The sequence below is a fragment of the Marisediminitalea lipolytica genome (genome assembly GCF_001758465.1).
Lineage (GTDB): Bacteria > Pseudomonadota > Gammaproteobacteria > Enterobacterales > Alteromonadaceae > Alteromonas > Alteromonas lipolytica.
The window spans coordinates 140,391-163,431 of the sequence record NZ_MJIC01000006.1 but is presented as its reverse complement, the minus strand read 5'-3'; the positions used below and the strand labels follow the sequence as shown (position 1 = coordinate 163,431).

At 48.5% G+C, this 23,041-nt stretch carries 20 protein-coding genes; 12 read left to right on the top strand and 8 right to left on the bottom strand.

What is annotated here, in order from left to right; all coding sequences use genetic code 11:
• Positions 1-36 precede the first annotated feature (36 nt).
• The 4 genes from BFC17_RS03665 (at position 37) to fldA (ending at position 2,238) form a co-directional block, all read left to right on the top strand.
• The gene (locus BFC17_RS03665; RefSeq protein WP_070175107.1) at positions 37-432 is read left to right on the top strand and encodes an H-NS histone family protein; all 396 of its coding nucleotides are present in this window, start codon (positions 37-39) and stop codon (positions 430-432) included.
• Between the two features lie 38 nt (positions 433-470).
• Complete coding sequence (locus BFC17_RS03660) at positions 471-1,256, top strand: alpha/beta fold hydrolase (protein WP_139141987.1); 786 nt, start codon at positions 471-473, stop codon at positions 1,254-1,256.
• 200 nt (positions 1,257-1,456) lie between these two features.
• Positions 1,457-1,681, top strand: a complete 225-nt coding sequence (locus tag BFC17_RS03655; protein WP_070175106.1) for a DUF2788 domain-containing protein — start codon at positions 1,457-1,459, stop codon at positions 1,679-1,681.
• Between the two features lie 32 nt (positions 1,682-1,713).
• A complete protein-coding gene (fldA, locus tag BFC17_RS03650) occupies positions 1,714-2,238 on the top strand; it encodes a flavodoxin FldA (protein WP_070175105.1) in 525 nt (174 codons plus the stop codon).
• Positions 2,239-2,841: 603 nt separating this feature from the next.
• Here fldA and BFC17_RS03645 read toward each other — a convergent pair.
• Together BFC17_RS03645 and BFC17_RS03640 are read right to left on the bottom strand one after the other, a co-directional pair.
• Entirely contained in the window at positions 2,842-3,339 is a 498-nt protein-coding gene (locus BFC17_RS03645) for an energy transducer TonB (protein WP_070175104.1), read from the bottom strand.
• A gap of 30 nt (positions 3,340-3,369) precedes the next feature.
• Entirely contained in the window at positions 3,370-5,376 is a 2,007-nt protein-coding gene (locus BFC17_RS03640) for a methyl-accepting chemotaxis protein (RefSeq protein WP_070175103.1), read from the bottom strand.
• Positions 5,377-5,720: 344 nt separating this feature from the next.
• On the opposite strand from BFC17_RS03640, the gene fur reads away from it, so the two are divergent.
• Complete coding sequence (gene fur, locus BFC17_RS03635) at positions 5,721-6,146, top strand: ferric iron uptake transcriptional regulator (RefSeq protein WP_070175102.1); 426 nt, start codon at positions 5,721-5,723, stop codon at positions 6,144-6,146.
• Between the two features lie 49 nt (positions 6,147-6,195).
• On the opposite strand, the gene BFC17_RS03630 is transcribed toward fur, so the two are convergent.
• Genes BFC17_RS03630 through BFC17_RS03615 form a run of 4 tightly spaced genes read right to left on the bottom strand, consistent with a single transcriptional unit; the run spans position 6,196 to position 9,500 of the window.
• Positions 6,196-7,059 carry a D-amino acid aminotransferase gene (locus tag BFC17_RS03630; protein WP_070175101.1) on the bottom strand — a complete coding sequence of 288 codons (864 nt, stop codon included), beginning with the start codon at positions 7,057-7,059 and terminating at the stop codon, positions 6,196-6,198.
• A 37-nt stretch (positions 7,060-7,096) separates the two neighbouring features.
• Entirely contained in the window at positions 7,097-8,026 is a 930-nt protein-coding gene (locus tag BFC17_RS03625) for a 5-oxoprolinase subunit C family protein (protein WP_070175100.1), read from the bottom strand.
• Positions 8,027-8,731 (bottom strand): 5-oxoprolinase subunit PxpB, encoded by a 705-nt coding sequence (gene pxpB, locus BFC17_RS03620; protein WP_070175099.1) that lies wholly within the window; start codon positions 8,729-8,731, stop codon positions 8,027-8,029. It lies immediately after the preceding gene.
• Position 8,732: 1 nt separating this feature from the next.
• A complete protein-coding gene (locus tag BFC17_RS03615) occupies positions 8,733-9,500 on the bottom strand; it encodes a 5-oxoprolinase subunit PxpA (RefSeq protein WP_070175098.1) in 768 nt (255 codons plus the stop codon).
• Positions 9,501-9,566: 66 nt separating this feature from the next.
• Here BFC17_RS03615 and BFC17_RS03610 point away from each other — a divergent pair, with 66 nt between their 5' ends.
• The 7 genes from BFC17_RS03610 to BFC17_RS03580 all read left to right on the top strand — a co-directional run bounded on the left by BFC17_RS03610 (position 9,567) and on the right by BFC17_RS03580 (position 20,869).
• The gene (locus tag BFC17_RS03610; RefSeq protein ID WP_070175097.1) at positions 9,567-10,400 is read left to right on the top strand and encodes a CvfB family protein; all 834 of its coding nucleotides are present in this window, start codon (positions 9,567-9,569) and stop codon (positions 10,398-10,400) included.
• Positions 10,401-10,405: 5 nt separating this feature from the next.
• On the top strand, positions 10,406-10,804 hold the full coding sequence (locus tag BFC17_RS03605; RefSeq protein ID WP_070175096.1) for an OsmC family protein: 399 nt from the start codon (positions 10,406-10,408) through the stop codon (positions 10,802-10,804).
• Positions 10,805-10,929: 125 nt separating this feature from the next.
• Positions 10,930-11,853 (top strand): DMT family transporter, encoded by a 924-nt coding sequence (locus BFC17_RS03600; protein ID WP_070175095.1) that lies wholly within the window; start codon positions 10,930-10,932, stop codon positions 11,851-11,853.
• Positions 11,854-11,966: 113 nt separating this feature from the next.
• Positions 11,967-13,190: an MFS transporter gene (locus tag BFC17_RS03595; protein WP_070175094.1), complete on the top strand. Its 1,224-nt coding sequence runs from the start codon at positions 11,967-11,969 to the stop codon at positions 13,188-13,190.
• 234 nt (positions 13,191-13,424) lie between these two features.
• On the top strand, positions 13,425-14,507 hold the full coding sequence (locus BFC17_RS03590; RefSeq protein WP_070175093.1) for an efflux RND transporter periplasmic adaptor subunit: 1,083 nt from the start codon (positions 13,425-13,427) through the stop codon (positions 14,505-14,507).
• A 19-nt stretch (positions 14,508-14,526) separates the two neighbouring features.
• Positions 14,527-17,811 carry an efflux RND transporter permease subunit gene (locus BFC17_RS03585; protein WP_070175092.1) on the top strand — a complete coding sequence of 1,095 codons (3,285 nt, stop codon included), beginning with the start codon at positions 14,527-14,529 and terminating at the stop codon, positions 17,809-17,811.
• Complete coding sequence (locus tag BFC17_RS03580) at positions 17,804-20,869, top strand: efflux RND transporter permease subunit (protein WP_070175091.1); 3,066 nt, start codon at positions 17,804-17,806, stop codon at positions 20,867-20,869. The genes BFC17_RS03585 and BFC17_RS03580 overlap by 8 nt, the downstream gene beginning before the upstream one ends.
• Before the next feature lie 85 nt (positions 20,870-20,954).
• Here BFC17_RS03580 and BFC17_RS03575 read toward each other — a convergent pair whose 3' ends face one another.
• Complete coding sequence (locus tag BFC17_RS03575; protein ID WP_070175090.1) at positions 20,955-21,284, bottom strand: DUF3718 domain-containing protein; 330 nt, start codon at positions 21,282-21,284, stop codon at positions 20,955-20,957.
• Positions 21,285-21,719: 435 nt separating this feature from the next.
• Complete coding sequence (locus BFC17_RS03570; protein ID WP_070175089.1) at positions 21,720-23,039, bottom strand: sugar MFS transporter; 1,320 nt, start codon at positions 23,037-23,039, stop codon at positions 21,720-21,722.
• Positions 23,040-23,041: the final 2 nt, after the last annotated feature.

The following is a 23,041-nucleotide window of genomic DNA, read 5'->3' as shown; positions in this document are numbered from 1 at the left end:
ATTGTTGGAGTTAATAAACACAGGCAAGGTAATAAAATGAGTGACTTTCTCGATATTTTAACTCATGGAAGACGTTTACAAGGTGCCGTAAAGGAATTAACGGTAGAAGAGCTTATCAGCGTTAATGAAAAGCTGGCTGCTATTATTGAAAAAAGAAAAGAACAGGAAGCAGAGTTAATTAAAGCCCAGCAGGAAAAGCTGGCTAAACTTGAAGAAATTAAAAAGCAAATGGCGGAAGCCGGAATTGATGTTGCTGATTTACAGGATGTGGTTGAAACTAAGCCAAAACGTAAAGCTGGCCAAAAACGTCCGGTTAAATACAAAATTACCGTTGATGGCGAAACAACCGCCTGGACCGGTGTTGGTCGTATGCCCGTCGTATTTAAAGATGCCCTGGAAAAAGGCCAGTCTTTAGAAGATTTTGCTATTTAATCTTTTATAAGCGGGGGCAACCCCGCTTTTTTAATTTCATGTCTATATCACTTAATTTCGAACAATATACAACCGAACAACCCGATGCGCCCTGGGTGGTGCTTATTCACGGCTTGTTTGGCAATCTGGATAATCTTTCCGCTTTACGTCGTCATCTGGTCAGCCGTTTTAATGTAGTCGCAATCGATTTACCCAATCATGGCGAATCTCCCTGGCTGGATACGTTTACCATTGAGCAGTGTGTCGACGCACTCATCTCGTTACTGGATAACCTTGGGATTGCTCAGTGTCACATTGTGGGTCATTCGTTAGGAGGCAAAGTTGCCATGCTGACTGCTCTGACTCATCCTCAACGCGTTAACAATCTGGTGCCAATGGATATTGCTCCGGTCTCTTACCCGCCGCATCATCAGGCTGTATTTGCTGGTCTGAATAAGGTTGATCTGACTACACTGAGTGGCCGTAAAGAAGCAGACAGTGAAATGCAATCCGAAATAGAAATAGCCGGCGTGCGGCAGTTTTTATTAAAGAGTCTGTATCAGGACGACGCCAAACAGTGGCACTGGCGATTTAACCTCGCCGGCTTACAAAAAGACTACGCGAATGTCGGCAGTTTTAATGCGCCGGATGGCGTTCATTTTGATGGTACGGTGACCTTTATTAAAGGCGGTAATTCCAATTACATCACCCGTGAACACCAGGGAGTTATTGGCCGCTATTTCCCTAACGCCAAAGCGAAAGTCGTTGAGGGTGTTGGTCACTGGTTGCACGCCGAAAAACCGCAGGTAGTTAATGGTTTGGTGGAACGAGCGCTGGACGCTTAGTTTTTTGCAGACAACCGGGTTAAAATCTGTTTTGCCAGCATCTCAGAATAACACAGGCTGAGGCAGCCTGGCCTGTCGTTAACGGATAACGGCGCAGCGGTTGAATACTATAGCCCTGTTGGCAAAAGAACATAAGATTGTCTGCCACGACCACAATACTGTGGTATAGTTTGCGCGCGAAAATACAGTGAAGGTTTATTATGCTTGCGAAGTATTACGAACAAATCGAATCAATCATGCTCGACCTTGGGTTGGTGATTCTGTTCGTTCTGATGATTTTTGCCGTCCATGATGTGTTAAAAAAGAATGATGTCCCCATGATTGGCCGGGTTGTGGCATATGGCGTGCTGGGCCTGGGTGCCATGGGGTTTATTGCAAAAGGGATTATCCAGCTGTTCTGGCAGAGCAGCGGCGTATCCGGATAACCATTTTCAAAGAAAGTAGATAGAGGTTAGATATGGCAAGTGTTGGCCTGTTTTTTGGTAGCGACACTGGCAACACCGAACATGTTGCCAAGTTAATTCAAAAAGAGTTAGGTAAAAACCTAATCGACGTTCACGACATTGCAAAGAGTTCAAAAGAGCAAATCGCAGAGTTCGATTTGTTAATCTTTGGTATTCCAACCTGGTACTACGGTGAAGCCCAGTGTGACTGGGATGACTTCTTCCCGGAGCTGGAACAAATTGATTTTACCGACAAACTGGTAGCGATTTTTGGTTGTGGTGATCAGGAAGATTATGCTGAGTATTTCCTCGATGCCATGGGCATGATCCGTGATATCGTAGAAGCCCGCGGCGCTATTCTGGTAGGTCAATGGTCTACCGACGGTTACGATTTTGAAGCCTCAAAAGGCATGGCAGACGATAACCACTTTGTTGGTCTGGGTATCGACGAAGACCGTCAGCCTGAGTTAACCGACGAGCGCGTATGTAAATGGTGTCATCAGTTAAATGAAGAGTTGTGTCTGGCTGAATTAGCCTGATAAGTCCTTTTCGCCCAAAAAAACGCAGGTTATTTCCTGCGTTTTTTTTGCCCCAAGTTCGCCGTCAGCCAGTTAATACGGTCCTTTCATTTTGAGCAGATAACCGATTAAAGCCCCTGCCCCTTCAACCAGAATGACCAGGTCATCACTTTTTACGGGCGGGATTTCGCGTTATCCATCCAGTCAGAAATCAGCTCGCAAAAATAACCGTCTCAATGATAACCAGTGCTAACACGCCGGTGAGCGCACAATACAAATTAGGGTCGACTAAACGAGCTTTTAACCAATCGTTGAATTTATGGACCGTGTTACTGTAAATCACTCTGGACATCACTGCACTCCCAATACATAGCCACAATGTATAATTATGACCAATCACCATTTACACAAACTTAACACCATTAACAAATAATTCCATTAGACTAAACGTTAAAGGTGTAAAAGAGCGGTTACTTCGGAGTGCTTAATTACAGGTTAAAATGCATATTAATCAAAGGGATATGAATATCCGCGTGAATAATAACGCGGCTATTAGAATGTAGTTGAAGGCGATTAGTTTTATCTATATCAAGTCAGAAGCAGACGAAACAGACTGAAAAAAATCTACAAGTCCCGCTTACGCACTACAGAGCCTACAGAAGCAATTACATCACTTCCAGGGCATTGCTGCTTAGCCTGTAGCTTGTCCATAGCGCAGTTACCACTGCCATTTTCGAGACAAAATTCAAACCGGGTTTGGGTTTTAACCGGTTTTTCCAAAATGGTGGTGGGAAGTGCTGCCCAGTCCCACTTATTTACCACCTGCTGCGCCTCTTTCGCAAAGTAGGTGCTGCTGGACTCAATTACGTGCACACCGGTTACCATGTTGTTTGCGGTGATCACGTATTCTACCGTCGCACAACCACTGTTTCTGGCCATCGCCTCTTTTTTCGGATAACGAGGAGGAAAACGACTCAGTGTTTGCCATTGTGGCCGGGTTAGCTCATCAGCGGATATTGGCAGATCCGAGTAGTTACTCTTCACCGTTTTATCGGTCGACTGGTTAGTTGAACAGGCAAGCAAAAGGCCCGGTAATACTGCTGCCAATAAAGGGTATTTCATTGTTCTTCCTTGAAAATCGGACTACTGATTTTACAGCCTAAACTTTGCTACCGCCCTTTTCAAGTCAGCAATTTCACCGTCAATCTGGGAGGTAGACTGATTGGCTCGCTGAGTACTATCAGCGCTGAGTTCCGCCAGTTCAACAATACGCTGCAAACTACGCGCAACATCAGACAACAATGAATCCTGACGCTCAGTGTCACTAACAATTTCCCGGTTAATTCGGCTGAGTTCCTGAATAATGATCGAAATCGACGCCACCTGCTCGGTTACCTGCTCAGTTGTCTGAGCCCCCTGCTGAGCCTGTTCACGGCCGGTGTTCAGGGTTTTAACCGCTTGCTGGGCATCTTTTTGCAAGCTGCCAATCATGGCCTCAATTTCTTCGGTGGAATTATGTGTGCGGTTTGCCAACGTTCGCACTTCATCGGCAACCACTGCAAATCCACGCCCCTGTTCACCGGCTCTGGCAGCTTCAATAGCGGCATTAAGCGCTAAGAGATTAGTTTGTTCGGCAATGGTTTTAATTACATCCAGAATACTGCCGATATTACGACTGTTTTCATCCAGGCGATGCACCACTTGCGCAGAAGCTTCCGCCTGGCGAGCTTGCTCGAGTACCTGTTGCCGGTTGTTTTCAGCCAGCGCCGCAATGCTCTGACTTTGTTGTTCTACCTGACTCAGCTTATCCATCGCCGTAGTAATTTGTACCAGGTTATGATGACTGGTTTCACGCACATTCTCGGTATTGGCGGCGGTAACCTGCACCTGTTGGCGCTGCTCATCCACCTGCTGTAAGCTTTCTTCACCGAGGGCAATACTCGATTTGGTCACTTCCTCGAGACGATGTTCCTGGGACAGAATATTCCCCACCAGGCTGCGCAGGTTTTCAGTCAGCAAATTGATTTTTGTTGCCAACGCCGCAAATTCATCACGACCACTATCATCCAGTTTACGTGTCAGATCGCCCTCACTTAACTGTGTGAGACCACGGTTAATCTTCACTAACGGACGGGCAATACTGCGTGTGGTAATCACTGCCAGCACCACAGCCGCCAGCAAACCAATCACGAACACAGCTGCGGTTTTAACTAATGCGCCCATTACCGTATCGAGAATTTTTTGCTGCGCATTCAGCGTACTGGCATTAATCTGGCCATAAAGACCTTCAATAGCAGTCTGCGCCTGGTTTAGTGCCTCACGCCCGGCCTGCTGACGAACCTGGCTTTCGCTGGTGTAGGCCAACTTTTGTTGCTGCATCCATTCCAGCCCCTGACTGCCGGTAAGCGCATCAATGAACGCCTCATACTGTTCATTGAACATTTCCACCGTACCCTGGGTATCGATGTTTTCTGCCAGTCTGTTTAAATAATCCTTATCCACGGCTAAATTACTTAGCTGATAATCCAGATCTTCAATGATCCCAGCCGTCGCATCAGCATCCCTACTATTCACCAAATCCTCTATTGCCGTGTTCATAGTTAGTAATTTGTTATCGATATTGTTGCCGGTCCCGATAATGGTCTCTATACCCGGATCATTGCTTTCCAGATAACTCAGATCCAGCATCAGCGCACTCGCTTCATCGGCAATCATCAGCACTTTTTCGGATTGCCCGGCCAAGCGCTGTTCAAAAATAAGCTGTTGTTGCAATGCGCTGTACATGTCATGGCTCTCACTGACATATTGACGGCTGGCGTCGATTGCCTGCGCCGCCTGAGGGTCTCTGCCCAGCAATTTAGCCAGCGCATCCAGTCGATTAACAAATTCAGCAGAGCGGCTCTCAAAACGGGCTTTACTACTTTCAAGTTCGGGCAAGGAGTTTACGTGATAGCCATTGGCAGTGATCGTGGCCAGAGTGAGAATTTGCGTGTTAACCTCATTCATCAGCGTCTGGACCGGCATTTTTTCTTCAATGACATCCTCTGCAGAGGACTGAATGCCGGATAAGCCCCAGTATGAAAGTACGCTGGTTATTAGTAGCAAAGCGCCGAAAGAGGCAAAACCCAGAATGATTTTATTAACAACAGTTAAGCGCATTGGAATTCCTGCTAATAACGCTGTTTTGTAACAGCGAGAAATTGATGACTGCAGCACACCTTACTGACCTTTTGCATTTTGGTAAGCAAACGACCACCTTAATTTGTGCCATATCAATAATAAAACGATGAGTCAGGCAACTATTGCCAGTGCGTAGCAATACAAAAGTTAATTTGCAAACCATCTCATTCACATTATTTTAAATATAGTCTACACCCTATACGTTTAATCCCAAAATAGGCATTATTTATGGAAATCACCGTTTTCTATATACAGTTAGGCTTTTAAATCTGCTCAACTCCCCTATAATAGCGTGAAATTCGCATCCCAGATGTAGGCATCCAATGGACCAAAATAAAGAATTAAAGAAAGCCGGCCTCAAAGTTACTTTGCCTAGATTAAAAATCCTGCAGATTCTGCAGGAGCCAAAAAATCAACACATCAGCGCGGAAGACGTGTACAAGATTTTAATCGAACAAGGTGAAGAGATCGGTCTGGCTACTGTATATCGCGTTCTCAACCAGTTTGACGATGCCGGCATTTTGAACCGCCACCACTTTGAAGGCGGTAAGTCAGTCTTCGAAATCAGCCATAAAGAACACCATGATCACCTGGTATGCTTAAAGTGTGGCAAAGTGGTTGAGTTTGAGGACGATGTTATCGAGCAGCGTCAGGAACAAATCGCCAAAGACCATAAGATGAAACTCACCCACCACAGTCTTTATCTGTACGGTGAATGTACCGACGGCAATTGTGAAAACCTCGATTAATAAAATAGGAGTCGTCAGACTCCTTTTTTAATGCTTAGAATTTACAGGTTTACAGCACAAATTTTTGTTCACTGTAAATGGTAAATACCTGTTCCCACACCGGGCCCACTTTACCGTTACTGATTTGCTGACCGCCGACGCTTACAATAGGCAGCATCTCTTTACCCGAACTGGTGATCCACACCTCATCGGCCGCCAGCAGTTCATCCACGGTTATCACCTTTTCGGTCAATGGAATCCCTGCCATGGCTAGACACTCAATGACCAGCATACGGGTAATACCGGGTAATAACTGATTATCCAGCGGTGGCGTAAATGCTTCACCGTTTTTAATGATAAAAACGTTGCTGCTACTGGCTTCGGTAATTTCGTGCTGGTGATTATATAAAATCGTTTCGGCGTTGCCTTCTTTTACGCTTTGCTGAAAATGCATCACGTTACCCAGCAGTGCCGTGGATTTAATATGACAACGTTCCCAGCGCAAATCTTCAGCCAACGACACAGACGCGCCCGGATGAATACTTCTGTCGGCCTTTACCGGCGCAGACAACGCAAAAGCAAAACCAAATACCGTTGGGGTAACGCCCTCAGGGTACGCATGAAACCGGCGCGTATCAGCACCACGACTAATGTGCAAATAAACACCGATGTTATCGCCCAGCGTCTCCCGGTTATCGTCAATCAGACGCTGCACCAGGGTACGCCACTCATCCTTATCGATAGAAAAATCAATTTCGATGGCAGCCAGGCCATTGGCAAAACGGGCCATGTGCTGGTTAAACCCCACCATTTTGCCCTGATAACTGGGGATCACTTCATAAATACCGTCCCCAAACAAAAAGCCGCGATCCAGCGGTGAAATACGTGCTTGTTCTAACGGCACAAACTCGCCGTTTAAATATGCTATGGTCATGAGAATCTCGTTGAGAAAACGCCGGCCGTGGCAGACCTTAATGCGATAACCAGCGCTTTATGGCCGATAGTTTTAATAACCACCGGGCTCTGGCTTCGTCAGCGTCGAGTTGATAAAAAGTTATCTTATCACCAGGAATGCATTGAGCGAAATGATTCAGATCACAACGCGCCACCGTCCCGGCTTTAGGGTAACCGCCCAGCGTTTGTCGATCGGCCATCATTACAATGGGCTGACCATCAGGCGGTATTTGCATTGCCCCAAGGGCAATGGCTTCTGAATACAGTGCCTGCTCAGGCAGACTAATTGCTGTGCCAGTCAAACGATAGCCCATGCGATCAACCTGAGGGGTGAGCGTATATTCACTGCTATACAATCGCTGCCACTGCAGTGATGACAGCCATTGGTGCTGATAACCGTGCACCAGACCAATATTAACGGCCTCCTGATAGTCAGGCATTAACCAGACTGGCAATTCTCCTGGTATTGCACCGTTGCCAGGCGGTAGAGAGCGGATAATATCGCCAACCTGTAATGGCGTGCCATCGCCATGTAAACCGCCCTGCTTTTCCCGGCGAACCAGACACGCACTGCCTGTTGCTGTGGGAAAATCAAAGCCACCAGCAATGGCCAGATAATGTTTGCTGCCTAACCGGGCTGGCTGCACCACTAAGCGCTGACCACGTTCTACCCGGAGTGATTGCCATGGGAGCTGTAACTGACCGTCAAGGGTAATTTCAGCCGCTGCGCCGGTAATGCTGATTAGCGCAGGATGCTGAAATTCGCATTCCAACGCGCCAATAAATTCGATAGCCGTACCGGATTGCTGACCACACAGCGCATTAGCCAGCATAAATGCATAAGGATCCAGCGGGCCAGACTGGCAAAAGCCCTGATGTAGCTGACCGCGCCGCCCTTCATCAACCGGATAAGCCGTTAAATCAATACGGGTAAATTGCACAGCCACTTAGTTATCCTCCGGCTCAGCCGGCCAGGCATGGTACTGTGCTTCGCTGATAGCATAAAATTCCACCTGATCGCCTGCCTGCATTAACACCGGTTTGTCACAGCCCGGGGTGTACAAAGCAACCGGGCACAGCCCCAATAAATGCCATCCACCGGGGCTCACGTCAGGGTAAACAGCGGTTTGCCTGTCAGCGATGGCAACTGCCCCTTTGGGCACCGCTTTACGGGGATTTGCCAGCCGTGGTGTGGCTAAACCGGCATCGAGTTCGCCCAAATAGGCAAAGCCCGGCGCAAAGCCTACAGCATACACGGTATAAGTTTGTGCCTGATGACGCTGTATGATGTCGGCTTCAGGTATGCCGGTGGCCTGGCTAACCAGCGCCAAATCGTTAGCCTCTGGTGCGCCATACCATACCGGTAAACGATGTAGAGTTGATGACGAGTGCGTAGTCGCTGTTGATACTGGCAGAGTCGCCACATACTGATAAACCCTGTGGTAATCCACCTCGGTCATGTCAAACACCAGCATCAGGCTGTCGTAGGACGGCACAAGTTCCAGCAGCCAGTCAGGCCTGGATTCACTCAGCGCCTGGTGAAGCAAAGCAATTTGCTGATTAAGCTCAGCAAGGCTCGCACCTGCTGCATAAAAAATCAGGCCGTCCTCGCCGGCAATTTCCACTCTACGAACAGGGCCGAAAGCTTGCATGTCAGGCGTTAATTCCGGGTCTGACTTTCGTCAGTTTACGTTTGGTTAACGCCACCCGAAGCGACTCTGCCATCGCCACGGCACCAGGCGAATCCCCGTGTACACAGAGGGTATCCACCGGCATATGCAGCACACTGTAGTCGCTGGCAATAATAATACCGTCATCCATCAGCCGGGTGGCCTGTTCATAGGCCTGCTCTTCATTCAGCACTGCACCGGGCTCGCGACGGGGCATCAGGTAGCCATCAGGCGTATATTTTCGATCAGCAAAGGCTTCAAACAGCAGGACCAGACCAAATTCTGCCGCCTCCCGGCTTAACTGCTGATGATCAGGATGAGCCTGAATCATCAGCGGCACATTGGCTACCGAACAGCTGGCAATGGCCTGCATCACCGTGCGCCGAAGGGCTGGCTTTTGCATCATGTCGTTATACAAGGCACCGTGGGGTTTAATGTATTCCACCTCACCACCCTGCGCTCTGGCCATACCATCAAGCGCGGCTATCTGATAATGCAGACAGGCGATTAATTCATCATCTGCCATGGCCAGACTGCGCCGTCCGAAGCCGACTAAATCCGGATAACTGGGGTGCGCACCAATCGCTACGTTGTGTGCTATCGCCAGCTTAATGGCTTTTTGTAGTGTAAGCGGATCGCCACCGTGGAATCCACAGGCAATATTGGCCATGTCAATGTGCACCATAATTTGCTCATCAACCGGCATGTTCCAGGCGCCATAACTTTCGCCTAAATCACAATTTAACATCATAAGCGGTTAGCTCTTCGTGACATATCGGTTATCATGTTACCTGTTCTAGATAAAAAGTCAGTCCCCATGCTAAAAATTGGTCAGATAAATCCACTCAGGGTTGTTGGTGAGTTCCCCTTCGGCTATCAGTTATCGCATCCTGATGATGAAAGAAGTATTGTCCTTAGCGAAGCCGTTGAGCAGCCGCTTAAAGTCGACAGTGAAGTACAGGCGATGGTGTATACCGACGAAAACGGCCAGTTAGCCGCCAGTCTTGCCACGCCGAAAATTACCGCCGGCGAGGTAAAGGTATTAAAGGCCGTTGGTGTTACCGACTTTGCCGCGTTTTTTGACTGGGGACTACCGCGCGATCTGCTGGTACCCCGTCAGAATCAGGCCATGCCGGTTAACCAGGGCATGCTGTATCCGGTTTATCTTTATTACGATGAAGCCACCAGCCGCTTGCTAGGCACCACCAAACTGCACCCGTTCCTCAGCGAAAACGGCATTTATTTTAAAGCCGGCCAGGAAGTGGATTTAATTGTTTGTGGCGAATCCGAGCTGGGCTATAAAGTCGTCATTAATCAAACCCATTTAGGGCTGGTTTTTGCCAGTGACGCGTTTAAAAAGCTGCGAATTGGTGATGAAACTACCGGCTTTATTAAACAGGTACGGGAAGACGGTAAAATCGATGTCGCCCTGCAACAGGTTAATGCAACCGGTCGCGATGCACTGCAACAGGCAATCCTTGACGATCTGGAAGCCCACGGCGGCTTTTCTACCCTCACCGATAAGAGTCCGCCGGAAGAAATTTATGCACGCTTTAACGTAAGTAAAGCCGCTTATAAACGTGCGCTCGGTGCACTGTATAAACAACAAAAAATCCAACTGGATAAACAAAAAGTCAAACTGGTGGAATAATAACAATGAAAGCGACAGTAAGCTGGCAGCAAGCCCTTACCTTTACCGGCCAAACCGAAAGCGGGTTTAGCCAGACCCTTGATGGCAATGGCGAGGCATTATCGCCAATGGAAACCGTGCTACTGGCAGTGGGTGCCTGCTCCAGTATCGATGTGGTGGATATTTTAAAGAAGCGCCGACTGACCGTGACCGACTGTCAGTGCGAGCTTGATGCTGAACGCGCCGCCGAGCCGCCCCGGGTATTTACCAAAATTCACGCCCACTACAAAGTGATCGGCGAAAACCTCAAAGAGAAAGACGTAGACCGGGCAGTCGCCTTATCCGCAGACAAGTACTGCTCTGTGATGCTGATGCTCAAAGGCAATGTTGAGATTACGACCAGCTACAGTATTGAGACAGTCTGACCTTCACTCTTTGCCGGAATGCTCAACCGGGTATTCCGGACACCTGCCTTAACAGCGAAATCAATTGCCTCAACTACCGGTCTCTGATGACAACCTAACACAACGTAGCGCGCAGTGAGGACAGGATGCCAGCCAGTAACCGTAACGACAGTATCAGTTTAGGAGTCATTCTTGCCGTGCTGGCCGCTTCCGGCTTTTCGCTAAAGGCTATCTTTGTTAAACAAGCCTATCTGCTTGCACCGGTGGATCCGGTCACCCTTCTCAGTCTGCGAATGCTGTTTGCCTTACCCTTTTTTCTGATTGTCAGTTTCACGGCATTAAAAAACATCGGTAAATTAACGATAAGAGAAATCTTTACCCTGGTATGTGTGGGTCTGGCCGGCTATTACGGTGCGTCTATTCTGGATTTTATGGGGCTGCAATATATTACTGCCGGCCTGGAACGGATAATTCTGTTCTCTTATCCCATCCTGACTATTCTGATTGGTATCGTTTTTCTTCATCAGCCGTTTGAAAAGCGCCTTATCCTGCCGGTACTGCTTTGTTTCCTTGGCGTCGCATGCGCCTGTGCCAGTGACCTGAGCATGAGCTCAGCCAATGAGGCGATTGCACTGGGAGTTCTGCTGGTTGCCGGCTCTGCCGTTTGTTATGCGTTTTATCAGGCTTTTTCGGAGCCCATGATCAAACGTTTAGGGGCAAAACCCTTTTCAGTGTTAGCCATGCTGATATCCATATTCGCCGTACAATTACACTTTTTCTCCCAACTGCCACTGAGCGCATTAAATCAACCAGGTGATGTGTACTGGCTGTGTTTTATGATGGCGGTATTATCAACGGTGTTGCCAGTATTTTTGCAGTCTTCTGCCATTAGCCGGATTGGTGCTGCCAGAATGTCCCTGATCAGTACCCTGGGGCCGATGCTTACCATTGTATTTGGATGGCTGATACTGGACGAACAAATTACCCTGATGCAGATAACCGGGATGGTGTTGGTGTTAAGTGGCATCATGTTAATCCGCGGCAAACAGACTAAAAAGAATACGGTGTAAGCCCTGGTAATGTTATCCTCTGCGCCTGAACAAAACATGCCAGCTAACGCAGTTAGCATCGCCCGGCGCGGATGTTTGTTCAAGATCTCTGAACACAAGGTTTTAATAAAAGCATGTCATCACCGGTAAAGTTACTCAGTTTTTCTATCGCTTTTGTCTGCGTTCTGTTGGCGCTTAATTTTGGGATCCGCTCTTCCATGGGCTTTTTTATGGGTCCACTGTCCAGCGAATTTGGTTACGGCAGAGAAGTGTTTGCCTTTGCCCTGGCCCTGCAAAATTTATGGTGGGGACTTTCTCAGCCCGTGGCCGGGGCCATTGCCGATAAATACGGTACCGGCAGAACCGTTGTAGTCGGAGCTTTGCTCTATGCTGCTGGCCTCTATGTAACTGCGACGACTGATACTATTACCGGGCTCAATCTGGGCGCTGGTTTACTCATGGGAATGGGTATTTCGGCCACCGGATTTGGTGTGGTATTACCGGCTATGGCACGCATGGTCTCAGTAGAAAAACGCGCTTTTGCGCTGGGCTTAGGTAGTGCCGCTGGCTCTGCTGGTCAGTTACTGGTGGTACCGGTTGCCCAGGAATTTATTTTAAGTTTCGGCTGGGCCAATGCCTTACTGTTACTGGCCGGCTGCTCGCTGATGATGGCGCTGCTGGCAGGCACATTCCGTCAGTCTAAAAACGCAACCCTCGCCGTAAACAAAGACAGCAGCGAACAAACCATGCTGGAAGCCTTAAAAGAAGCCTGTGGGTACTGGCATTACTGGTTGATCGTGGTGGGCTTTTTTGTGTGTGGTTTTCAACTGGCCTTTATTACTGTGCACATGCCGGCATTTTTAAGCGATCGCGGCTTTGCACCGGAAGTTGCTGTATTCAGCTTATCACTGATTGGTCTGTGTAATATATTCGGCTGTTTACTCTCCGGCTCGTGGTCGGGTAAGTATTCTAAAAAGAATCTGTTGACCCTAATCTATGCCTTACGGGCTACTGCCATTGCCGCATTTATGCTGTTTCCCATGAACGAAACCTCTGTCTACCTGTTTTCTATTGTCACCGGGTTATTGTGGCTGGCTACGGTACCGCCCACCTCCGGCCTGGTGGCACAATTATTTGGCCTGCCATACATGGGTCTGCTCTACGGTATTGTTTTCCTGAGTCATCAGTTGGGTTCTTTCAGTGGCGTCTGGCTGGGAGGCTACCTTTATGATGTTACCGGTTCCTACGATGTAGTGTGGTGGAGTGCCTGTATCATTGCGTTGATCACCGCCGCTATTCACGTTTTGATTGATGAGCGACCTGTTTTACGGCTGCGCAACCAGCCTTCCCCGGCTTAAACCAAAAGGCAGTGTTACCTACAGTACACTGCCTTAAAATAGCCAAATAACCAAAGTTTTAAACAATCACCTCATTTATTGGCCATATTCACCACGCCACACTGATACAATTGCTTACATAAAGACACAACTAGTCGCTAATTTATTGTTTTACCGGGATTTATAATTACGTTAGCAATCTGGCACAGTGAATGCTGTTAGCCGTGTATAACTATATACTTTCAAGGTAACACGATGGAACACGTACAAAATCACCGCAAAATTGGCACTTTACTCATCGCCGGCTTGCTTGCCAGTAGCGTCACATTAACCGGCTGCATCAATGCCGAAGCGACTGACAGCAAAGCAGAACAAAAAGAAGAAATTGTTGTGAGTATTCCGGTCGAGGCCACTGCAGTCAGACAAGGCAATATCTCGTCCAGTTACCAGACTACCGCAATACTGGAAGCCAAAGAGGAAGCCTTTGTGGTAGCCCGCGCATCCGGAATCGTGGAACACATTTTCGTAGAAGAAGGCGACTACGTGGAAAAGGGTCAGGAACTGGCCCAACTGGATAAAAAGCGTTACCAACTCAACCTGAACAAAGCCCGTGCCGATCTCACCGGTATCGAAAAAGAACTCAGTAAAATCAAAAAAGTCTACTCCAGCAAACTGGTAAGTGACGATACCTATGACAAGCTTACCGCCCAGTATGAAGCTGCTAAAGCCGTGCTGGCACTGGCTGAACTGGATTTAAAAGAAACTACCATTACCGCGCCCATCAGCGGTTACATTGCAGAAAGAAATGCGAAGGTGGGTAATCTTACCGAGTCTTTCCAACGGGAACGTATGTTTCATATTGTTCAGCAAAAAGCACTGCAAGGTATTGTTTATTTACCTGAAAGTGAAATGGCCTCCATTGCTGCCAAACAAAATGCCAGCCTGAAAATTGCCGCCCTGGGTAACGAGTCAGTTACCGCTTATGTAGAGCGCATCAGTCCGGTTGTGGATGCGACTACCGGTACTTTTAAGGTCACCCTGACCGTGCCTAATAGCACAGGTCGCCTGAAAGCCGGTATGTTTTCAGAGGTCTCTATCGATTACGCCACTCACGCTAATGCTACCTTGTTACCGCGCAAAGCCCTGCTGACCATTGATGATAAAACCAGTGTGTTTGTGGTTAACAACGGTATTGCCCAAAAACTGGATGTGACTACCGGTTTTGAAAACAGCGAATTTATCGAAATTACCAGTGGCCTTACAGGCAGCGAAACCGTGGTAACCGTAGGCCATCACAATCTTAAGGATGCGTCGCCAGTTGAAATTGTAAACAGCTGATAGTCGCCGGGAGATTGTTATGCAACTTGTTGATATTGCGGTAAAGCGCCCCGTTGCGATTGCCATGTTCACCCTCGCCGTATTGTTATTTGGTATGGTGTCACTGGGCCGGTTATCGGTAAATCTGTTACCGGAACTTGCCTACCCTACCCTGACGATTCGTACCGATTATACCGGTGCGGCACCTGCCGAGGTTGAACAACTGGTATCAAAGCCAATTGAGGAAACCATCGGCACCGTAAAAGGCGTGCGTACCGTTAAGTCTATTTCACGCCCGGGCCAGTCAGATGTGGTACTGGAATTCGCCTGGGGCACAGCCATGGATTTTGCCAGTCTGGAAGTGCGTGAAAAACTCGATATCCTGCAATTACCGCTGGATGTGGACAAGCCACGGTTATTGCGGTTTAACCCCAGCCTTGATCCAATTTTGCGTTATGGCCTGAGTTTCAATACCGCTGAGGCTTCAACAGAGGCCATGAAATCACTGCGTATTTACGCCGATGAACAAATTAAGCGCCAGTTAGAGTCCATTGAAGGTGTTGCTTCAGTAAAAATTGGCGGCGCGCTGGAAAATGAAATTCAGGTACTGGTGGATCAGCGCCGGGTAAGTCAGCTTAATATCAGTATTAACACCATCATTACCCGGCTTAAGGAAGAAAACCTCAATACAGCAGGCGGCCGTATCGACAACGGCAACCAGGCCTTCCTGGTACGCACACTGAATCAGTTCACCGACTTAAACGAGATTGGCGACCTGTATATTGCCAACCGCAATGGTAAATCCATTCGTTTACGGGATGTTGCCGTGGTTGAAAACACCTATAAAGAGCGTGATGCCATCAGCCGCTTTAACGGTAAAGAAGGCGCTGAGATTGCCATTTATAAAGAAGGCGATGCCAACTCGGTAGACGTAGCCCGCCAGGTTGCTGTTGCACTGGAACGAATTGTTAAGCAACTGCCTGCAGATTACGCGCTGGACAAAGTCTATGATCAGAGTGAATTCATTAAACAGGCCATTGAAGACGTAAAATCTTCCGCGATTATCGGTGGGATTCTGGCCATGATTATTCTTTATCTGTTTTTAAAAGACTTCTGGCCAACACTGATCATTTCTGTTTCTATTCCGCTGTCGGTGATAGCGACCTTCAACCTGATGTACGCCAATGATATCAGCCTGAACATCATGAGCTTAGGCGGCATCGCGCTGGCGGTAGGTCTGCTGGTGGATAACAGCATTGTGGTGCTGGAAAATATCGATAAACACAAGCAGCGCAGTAAAGGCTTAATCGCGCCGGCGAAAGCCGCAACAGAAGGTACTAAGGAAGTCTCCAGCGCAATACTGGCCTCTACGCTGACCACGCTGGCGGTATTTGTCCCCTTAATTTTTGTCGAAGGGATCGCCGGACAACTGTTTAGTGACCAGGCAATGACCGTGTCCTTTGCCCTGATTGCCTCACTGATTGTAGCCCTGACAGTCATCCCTGCACTGGCCGCTAAAGCGCATAAACAAGACAGTTTTACCGAACAGCCAGCGCTGGAAACTGCCCCTGCTCAAGCGCCTCAAGGCTGGCGCAAAGGGGTATTTTACCTGACCTGGCCTTTACGCATGCTGGTAAAACTGGTATTCGGCCTGATCCCCATGCTGATTACAACCCTGCTTATTACCCTGTGGCGTGGCCTGAGCACCGCTCTGTCCTTCGCTTTTAAGCCACTGACAGGCTTGTTTGGTCTGGCATTTAACGCATTAGAGAAGCTCTACAATGTGAGCCTGCGCGCAGCCCTTAAAGCCCGCTGGCTGATATTAGGCTGTGCCATCGCCGTAACGGCTTTTGCCTTCCTGTTAATTCCGCGGCTGGGAATGGAGCTTATCCCACGAATGTCCCAGGGCGAGTTTTTTGTTGAGGTGACCTTACCAGCGGGCTCGCGTGTGGAACAAACTGACGCCTTGCTAACCCGACTGGCTGCTTTCACCGAAACCTTACCCAACGTTAACAGAACCTACTCGCTGGCCGGTACCGGCAGCCTGATAAGTGCAGCCCCCTCTCAGGGCGGTGACTACTGGGGTAAACTGAATATTGTTCTGAATAAAGGTGCAAGCGACGCGGATGAAACGCAGGTAAAAGAATCCCTGCGCGAATTTTTAGCGAAACAAGCCGGTGTTCAAAGTAAGTTTGGCTATCCGGAGCTTTTTACCTTTGCTGCACCAATCCAGATTGAGCTACAGGGTTATGATCTCACATTGCTCCAGCGGAATGCCGACCGCCTTAAACAGGCCCTTGAAAGCCATTCACGTTTTGCCGACGTCACCAGCAGTTTGCGAGTGGGTAACCCGGAACTGAAGATTAATTTTAATCATGCTGCGCTGGCGCGACTTAACCTTGATGCATCAGCCGCGGCCAAACTGGTGGCAGCGCAAATTGGCGGCGAAGTGGCAACACAATACAGTATGCGGGATCGCAAAGTGGATGTGCTGGTACGTACGGCTAACACCCAGCGCGATCAGATCAGTGACATCAGTCAAATCATCATAAATCCGGGGGCCGATCAGCCTGTTCCGTTGCATGCGGTAGCTGATGTCTTTGTCAGTAACGGGCCAAGCGAAATCACCCGGGTTGGCCAACAGCGCGTGGCCTTACTGGAAGCCAATTTGCGCTATGGCGATCTGGCCCAGGGCGTGGCTGAAGCTGAGCAAATCATTGCCAGCATAGCACTGCCACCGCAACTGCGCGCTACGATTGCAGGCCAAAGCGAAGATATGCAGCAAAGCTTTGACTCATTAATGCTGGCCCTGGCACTGGCCATCTTTATGGTGTATCTGGTCATGGCCTCGCAGTTTGAGTCGTTGGGTCATCCCCTGCTAATTTTGTTTGCGATTCCGATGGCAGTTGCCGGGGCGATTTATGGCCTGTTGCTGACCAATACCAATGTGAGCGTGGTGGTGTTTATTGGCCTGATTATGCTATGCGGTATTGTGGTGAATAACGCCATTGTTCTGATTGACCGGATAAATCAGTTACGTGAACAGGGCCAGGATAAGCACAGCGCTATCATTGATGCCGCGAACAGCCGTCTGCGCCCGATTATTATGACCACGCTGACCACCATTTTAGGCTTACTGCCCATGGCTATTGGCTTTGGTGAAGGTGCAGAGGTTCGCACGCCAATGGCCATTACCGTGATCTTCGGTCTGCTCTTTTCAACCCTGCTGACCCTGATTCTGCTGCCAGTGATCTATTCACTGTTCGACCGCAAGCAGTTTACCGTGACAACACCACAAACAGCGGGAGAAAAGGTCTATGGATAAGTTTGCTCAGGCAGGCGCGAGCCTGACCAGCTTTGCCCTGCGCAAACCGGTTACTGTTTGCATGTGCTTTTTATCCATGCTGATTTTTGGCATTGCCGCCGGCCGCCTGTTACCACTGGAAAAATTCCCGGGAATTGATATTCCGCAGATGGTGGTTCAGGTGCCCTACCGTGACGCCACGCCAGCCGAAATCGAACGCATGATCACAAGGCCGGTAGAAGAAGCGATTGCCACCATGTCTGGTATAAAGCGTCTGCAGGCCACGTCTTATGAAGACCGCGCAGAAGTCTTTGTGGAGTTTGACTGGGATGCCAATATCAAGGCCAAAAGCATAGAAGCGCGCGAGAAAATCGACGCCATTCGTGGCGATCTGCCCGATGACGTTGAACGGGTAATGGTGTTTAAGTTTAACACCAACGATATGCCCATTTTTCAGCTGCGGGTGTCCAGTGAGCGTGACCTGTCGAATGCCTACGATCTGCTCGATCGCAACTTAAAAGGTGAAATCGAACGTGTAGAAGGCGTTTCCCGGGTAGAACTTTATGGGGTTTCGAAAAAAGAGATTAGTATCCGCTTAATCCCTGAACGCATTGCGTCTTTACATGTGAATACCGACGAACTGGGTAAGCGGCTGCGTAATGCCAATTTCTCGATGACCGCCGGTCACTTCTTTGCAGACGATCAGAAATTCATTGTAAATCCCCAGGGTCAGTTCGCCGATATCCGGGATATTCAACAGCTGTATATCTCTGATGGCGTCATGTTAAAAGACATTGCAACCATCAGATACGAGTTGCCGGAACGCAACAACGGTCGTCACCTGGACCGCTCCTACGCGGTGGGTTTAAATATTTTCCGCGAATCCGGCAGTAACCTGGTTGAGGTCTCCAAACGGGTCATGGCGGTTATCGAAAAAGCCAAAAAAGACCCTGCCTTTAACGGTATCAGCCTGTTTGTTATGGACGATGTAGCCAAAAGTGTCAGCTCTTCCCTGGGCGATCTGGTGGAAGCCGGACTGGTTGGCGCATTGCTTTCAGTGGTCGTGCTGTATTTGTTCTTGCGCCAGTTAACTACCACGCTGCTGGTGGTATTGTCAGTACCTTTCTCCATCTGTATAACCCTGGGTGTAATGTACCTGCTGGGTTACTCATTAAATATTCTGTCGTTAATGGGACTCATGCTGGCCGTTGGCATGCTGGTTGATAATGCGGTGGTGATCACCGAGAGTATATTTCAGCAGCGTGCCACCCACAGCGACGCTGAGCAAGCCACTAAACTGGGCGTGGGTAAGGTTAGCCTGGCAGTGATTGCCGGTACCACCACCACCGCTATCGTGTTTTTACCAAACATTGTCGGCGTAAAAATTGATGTCACCGTGTTTTTGGAGCATGTGGCTATTGCCATTTGTATCTCCCTGTTCGCCTCTTTACTGATTGCGCAGACCCTTATTCCACTGCTGGCATCGAAAGTAAAACCACCAGCAGCACATCATGTTAAGCCCGCGGGCTACGTATTGCGCTATCGGAATATTCTTAACAAGGCCATGCATAATCAGGGTAAAACTGCCGTGATTGCTTTGCTGATCCTGGCTAGCACCGCTATCCCGCTCGGCGTGATCTCTAATGATGATGAAGGCAATGACAACCAGCAACGCCTGTGGCTTAACTATCATATCAGTCAGAATTTTACCCTCGAGGAAGTCGAGAAAACGGTGGATAAAATGGAAGCCTACCTGTACGAGAATCAGGAGCGCTTCTTTATCAAACAGGTATATACCTATTACGAGGCAGGCGAAGCGTCATCCGGGCTGACACTACAGGATGATTTACCGGTACCGGTGAGTGAAATAAAACGCCGTATTGCCGAAGATATGCCCAGTTTTGTTCGCGCAAAACCTTCTTTTCGCTGGGATGAAGGTAACGGCGGTGGTGTTCGTCTGACCTTACTGGGCGAATCTTCTGAGCAGCTTAGAAGCATTGCCGATCGGGTTGTCAGCGTGCTGGGCCATGTTGAAGGCTTAACCGATGTGCGTGCCGATGTGGGCAGTGAGCGACAGGAGCTGCAAATTCGCATTAACCGGGAAAAAGCTTATAAGCTTGGCCTGACAACTCAGCAGGTCGCCAGCTTAGTTGCCACCGCCCTGCGAGGCAATAACCTGCGCACCTTTCGTTATGGCGAAGCCGGTGAAGTCAGCGTTAAACTGATGTATGGCAAATCGGTACAAGAATCGTTAAATGCCCTGCGCAATATGAGTCTGGGAATCAATGACGGACGAAATATTACGCTGGATATGGTGGCTGAAATCGGCGTAATGCCACAATTAGCTGAGATCAGACGCTATTACCGCCAGACCGCTCTGACTATCGGCGCGAATCTGACTGACGAAACAACCATGGAACAAGCCCGGGAACGCATTGAATCAGCCATGCAATACATCAGCCTGCCCTCGGGTTACCGGTGGACACTGGACGGTGGTTTCCGCCGTCAGGATGAAGCTTTTGCGGTAATGCAAATGAACATGCTACTGGCAGTGTGCATGATTTATATCGTCATGGCCGCCCTGTTTGAATCGTTACTGTTACCTACCGCGGTTATCACGTCGTTATTGTTTAGCATAACCGGTGTGTTCTGGGCGTTTATGCTCACCGGCACCTCAATGTCTGTAATGGGGATGATAGGCATGCTGATCCTGATGGGCATTGTGGTTAATAACGGTATTGTACTGGTCGACAGGATCAATCAGTTAATAGCAGAAGGTGAAGAACTCATCCCGGCCATTGTTGATGGCTGTACTTCTCGTATTCGCCCGATTTTAATGACAGTAGCCACCACAGTGTTGGGATTAGTGCCGCTGGCCATGGGCAGTACAAGAATTGGTGGAGATGGACCAGCCTACTCCCCCATGGCAATAGCCATCATCGGCGGCCTGGTATTTTCGACCCTGACAAGCCTGTTTTTGGTGCCGCTGGCCTATGTGTTGTTACTTAAGCTGCGCTATCGCGTGAGTAAAATGATTTTCCGCTCAAAAATGCAGGTAAGTCGCTGGATTAAAGCCTGAGTTTAACCCGGGGATATCGAAAGCAGTTAAACGGGAACACGGTTGGTTAACCACTGCTGTTCCCGTTTACTTTTTGCCGGCACGATTACTTGCGTGCAGTCAGGAACTGATAGACGTGTGAAGCGTCGCGCGATTGTGAAAATTCAACCAAAGGTACGCCATTACAGGTAATACCGTCTTTAGCGCTAACCACTTTTAACACTTCACGCTGGCTGGCACCAATCAGGCCAATGTTGCGTGAAACTGATGAACGAAGTAAACGTACATCGTCTTTTACTACCGCTTTACAGAAACCGGCAAATTCGGTGTCACCGGTAAAACGAACGCCATCAGCAGTTATTTCAGCAGAAGCAGAAGCTACACCCATTACCGCTAAAACAGCAGCAGCGATTGTTGATTTGATTACTTTAGTCATTTACATATCCTCTCAGAATAAATTTAATTCCCCTGGGATTAAGTATGGCTACACCGCTTTTCTTATCTCTCAGAGTACACCTGACCTGTCTTGGTGGTGCACTTTATTTATGCCTCATCTGAAATAAAATTACTGTTTTTTTATTGTGTAGGGATGGTAAAAATAGCGTGAATTATAATGTTAACGCTTTCTTAATTAATTAAACTCATGTTTTTAAAGTATATTTTTACAGTGAATATTACTATTTTTAATATCTATGAGATTTTAGATATAAAAAAGTTCTAAAAATAAGCATATGTTTTGAAAGTCACAGGACTAATTAGACGCGCATTTCACATTTTTACAGCATATACGCCGAAAACAAAGGCGATAAGGCCACTTCAAACTGTAATATAATTACAAGATTAATGTAAACAGAATGAAAATTACGAGAATTTAAGCCATTTTCCATTGTCGCCACTTATGACCCGTCAGCGCATACCATGCAATCATTACATAGCATGGCAGCAGTACAATGTAAGCCTGTTTGGCACTCAACCAGTCAGCCAGACCACCATAAAGCAGCGGCATAAGAGCCCCGCCAGCGATTCCCATTATCAGGATAGCGGCCCCCTGTGCCGTAAAACGTCCTAAGCCTGATAATGCCAGCGGCCAGATAGTTGGCCAACACATAGCATTGGCAAACCCCAGTAAGGCAATCAGTGTTATTGAGTCAGGCAGCACCGGGACACCACTCCATCCCCAGAGGATTTCGGCTAAAGCCGTGTCACTATCACTGCTTACCTGCAGCCACAGAGCAAATAACACACCCAATAAGGCCGAGACCGACAGTGCCTGCGACTGCGACAGCAATCTGGGAATAAAGATCAGCCCGCACACATAACCCAGGACCATGGTTGCCATTGTATAAGAGGTGAAGGTGGTTACCCGCGACAAACCTAACGAAGAGCCATACAAGCCAATAGTATCGCCGGCAATGACCTCTACCCCCACATAACAAAAGAGCGCAATAGCCCCCAGCACCAACTGTGGAAATTGCCATACGCTGCCACTGTCGCCGTTAGAACTCTGGTTAGTGGCAGATTCCACAATTTCAGGCAATTTAACCCGCGAAAAGGCCCCTGCCAGTATTACCATTGCCAGCGCCATGCCCAGATAAGGCGGTATAACATTGGCCGCCATTTCCTCAATTCGAACAGCACGCGCTGTGGCGTCAAGAGCGGCCATACTCACCTGGTTAACCTCGCCAAAGTCGCTTAGTACCCAGTGGGTAAACATCAGCGGGGCGAGAACCCCCGCACTTTTATTTAAGATCCCCATAAAGGCAATGCGCGCGGCTGCTGACTCTTGTGGTCCCAGTCTTACTATATAAGGGTTGGATGCGGTTTGGAGCAGGGTTAAGCCGCATCCCACGGTAAATTGCGCCAGTAAAAACACCGCAAAGGTCTGACTCAGGGCTGCCGGTACAAATACACTCAGGCCAATAGCAACCAGCAGCAGGCCCAGAACCATGCCTTTTTGATAGCCGGTTTTTTCAAGCACCCGCGACATTGGCAGTGCCATCACCACATAGGCAATATAAAAGCAAAATGCCACCAGTAGCGCCTGCCATTCAGTTAAATCACAGATGATCTGTAAAAACGGGATCAAGGCACCGTTTAACCAGGTAATAAAGCCAAAAATAAAAAACAGCATGGCAATAAACAGCATCAGCAGCAACACCGACTGACGGGACGAAACGGCATTCTGAGACATGG

Coding starts and splice junctions, on each gene's coding strand:
- BFC17_RS03630 (WP_070175101.1), bottom strand. CDS start 7,059: ATGACCATAGCATATTTAAACGGCGAGTTTGTGCCGTTAGAACAAGCA.
- BFC17_RS03605 (WP_070175096.1), top strand. CDS start 10,406: ATGAAAGCGACAGTAAGCTGGCAGCAAGCCCTTACCTTTACCGGCCAA.
- pxpB (WP_070175099.1), bottom strand. CDS start 8,731: ATGCAAGCTTTCGGCCCTGTTCGTAGAGTGGAAATTGCCGGCGAGGAC.
- BFC17_RS03655 (WP_070175106.1), top strand. CDS start 1,457: ATGCTTGCGAAGTATTACGAACAAATCGAATCAATCATGCTCGACCTT.
- BFC17_RS03590 (WP_070175093.1), top strand. CDS start 13,425: ATGGAACACGTACAAAATCACCGCAAAATTGGCACTTTACTCATCGCC.
- BFC17_RS03615 (WP_070175098.1), bottom strand. CDS start 9,500: ATGATGTTAAATTGTGATTTAGGCGAAAGTTATGGCGCCTGGAACATG.
- BFC17_RS03600 (WP_070175095.1), top strand. CDS start 10,930: ATGCCAGCCAGTAACCGTAACGACAGTATCAGTTTAGGAGTCATTCTT.
- fldA (WP_070175105.1), top strand. CDS start 1,714: ATGGCAAGTGTTGGCCTGTTTTTTGGTAGCGACACTGGCAACACCGAA.
- BFC17_RS03610 (WP_070175097.1), top strand. CDS start 9,567: ATGCTAAAAATTGGTCAGATAAATCCACTCAGGGTTGTTGGTGAGTTC.
- BFC17_RS03575 (WP_070175090.1), bottom strand. CDS start 21,284: ATGACTAAAGTAATCAAATCAACAATCGCTGCTGCTGTTTTAGCGGTA.
- BFC17_RS03585 (WP_070175092.1), top strand. CDS start 14,527: ATGCAACTTGTTGATATTGCGGTAAAGCGCCCCGTTGCGATTGCCATG.
- BFC17_RS03660 (WP_139141987.1), top strand. CDS start 471: ATGTCTATATCACTTAATTTCGAACAATATACAACCGAACAACCCGAT.
- BFC17_RS03595 (WP_070175094.1), top strand. CDS start 11,967: ATGTCATCACCGGTAAAGTTACTCAGTTTTTCTATCGCTTTTGTCTGC.
- BFC17_RS03580 (WP_070175091.1), top strand. CDS start 17,804: ATGGATAAGTTTGCTCAGGCAGGCGCGAGCCTGACCAGCTTTGCCCTG.
- BFC17_RS03640 (WP_070175103.1), bottom strand. CDS start 5,376: ATGCGCTTAACTGTTGTTAATAAAATCATTCTGGGTTTTGCCTCTTTC.
- fur (WP_070175102.1), top strand. CDS start 5,721: ATGGACCAAAATAAAGAATTAAAGAAAGCCGGCCTCAAAGTTACTTTG.
- BFC17_RS03665 (WP_070175107.1), top strand. CDS start 37: ATGAGTGACTTTCTCGATATTTTAACTCATGGAAGACGTTTACAAGGT.
- BFC17_RS03570 (WP_070175089.1), bottom strand. CDS start 23,039: ATGTCTCAGAATGCCGTTTCGTCCCGTCAGTCGGTGTTGCTGCTGATG.
- BFC17_RS03645 (WP_070175104.1), bottom strand. CDS start 3,339: ATGAAATACCCTTTATTGGCAGCAGTATTACCGGGCCTTTTGCTTGCC.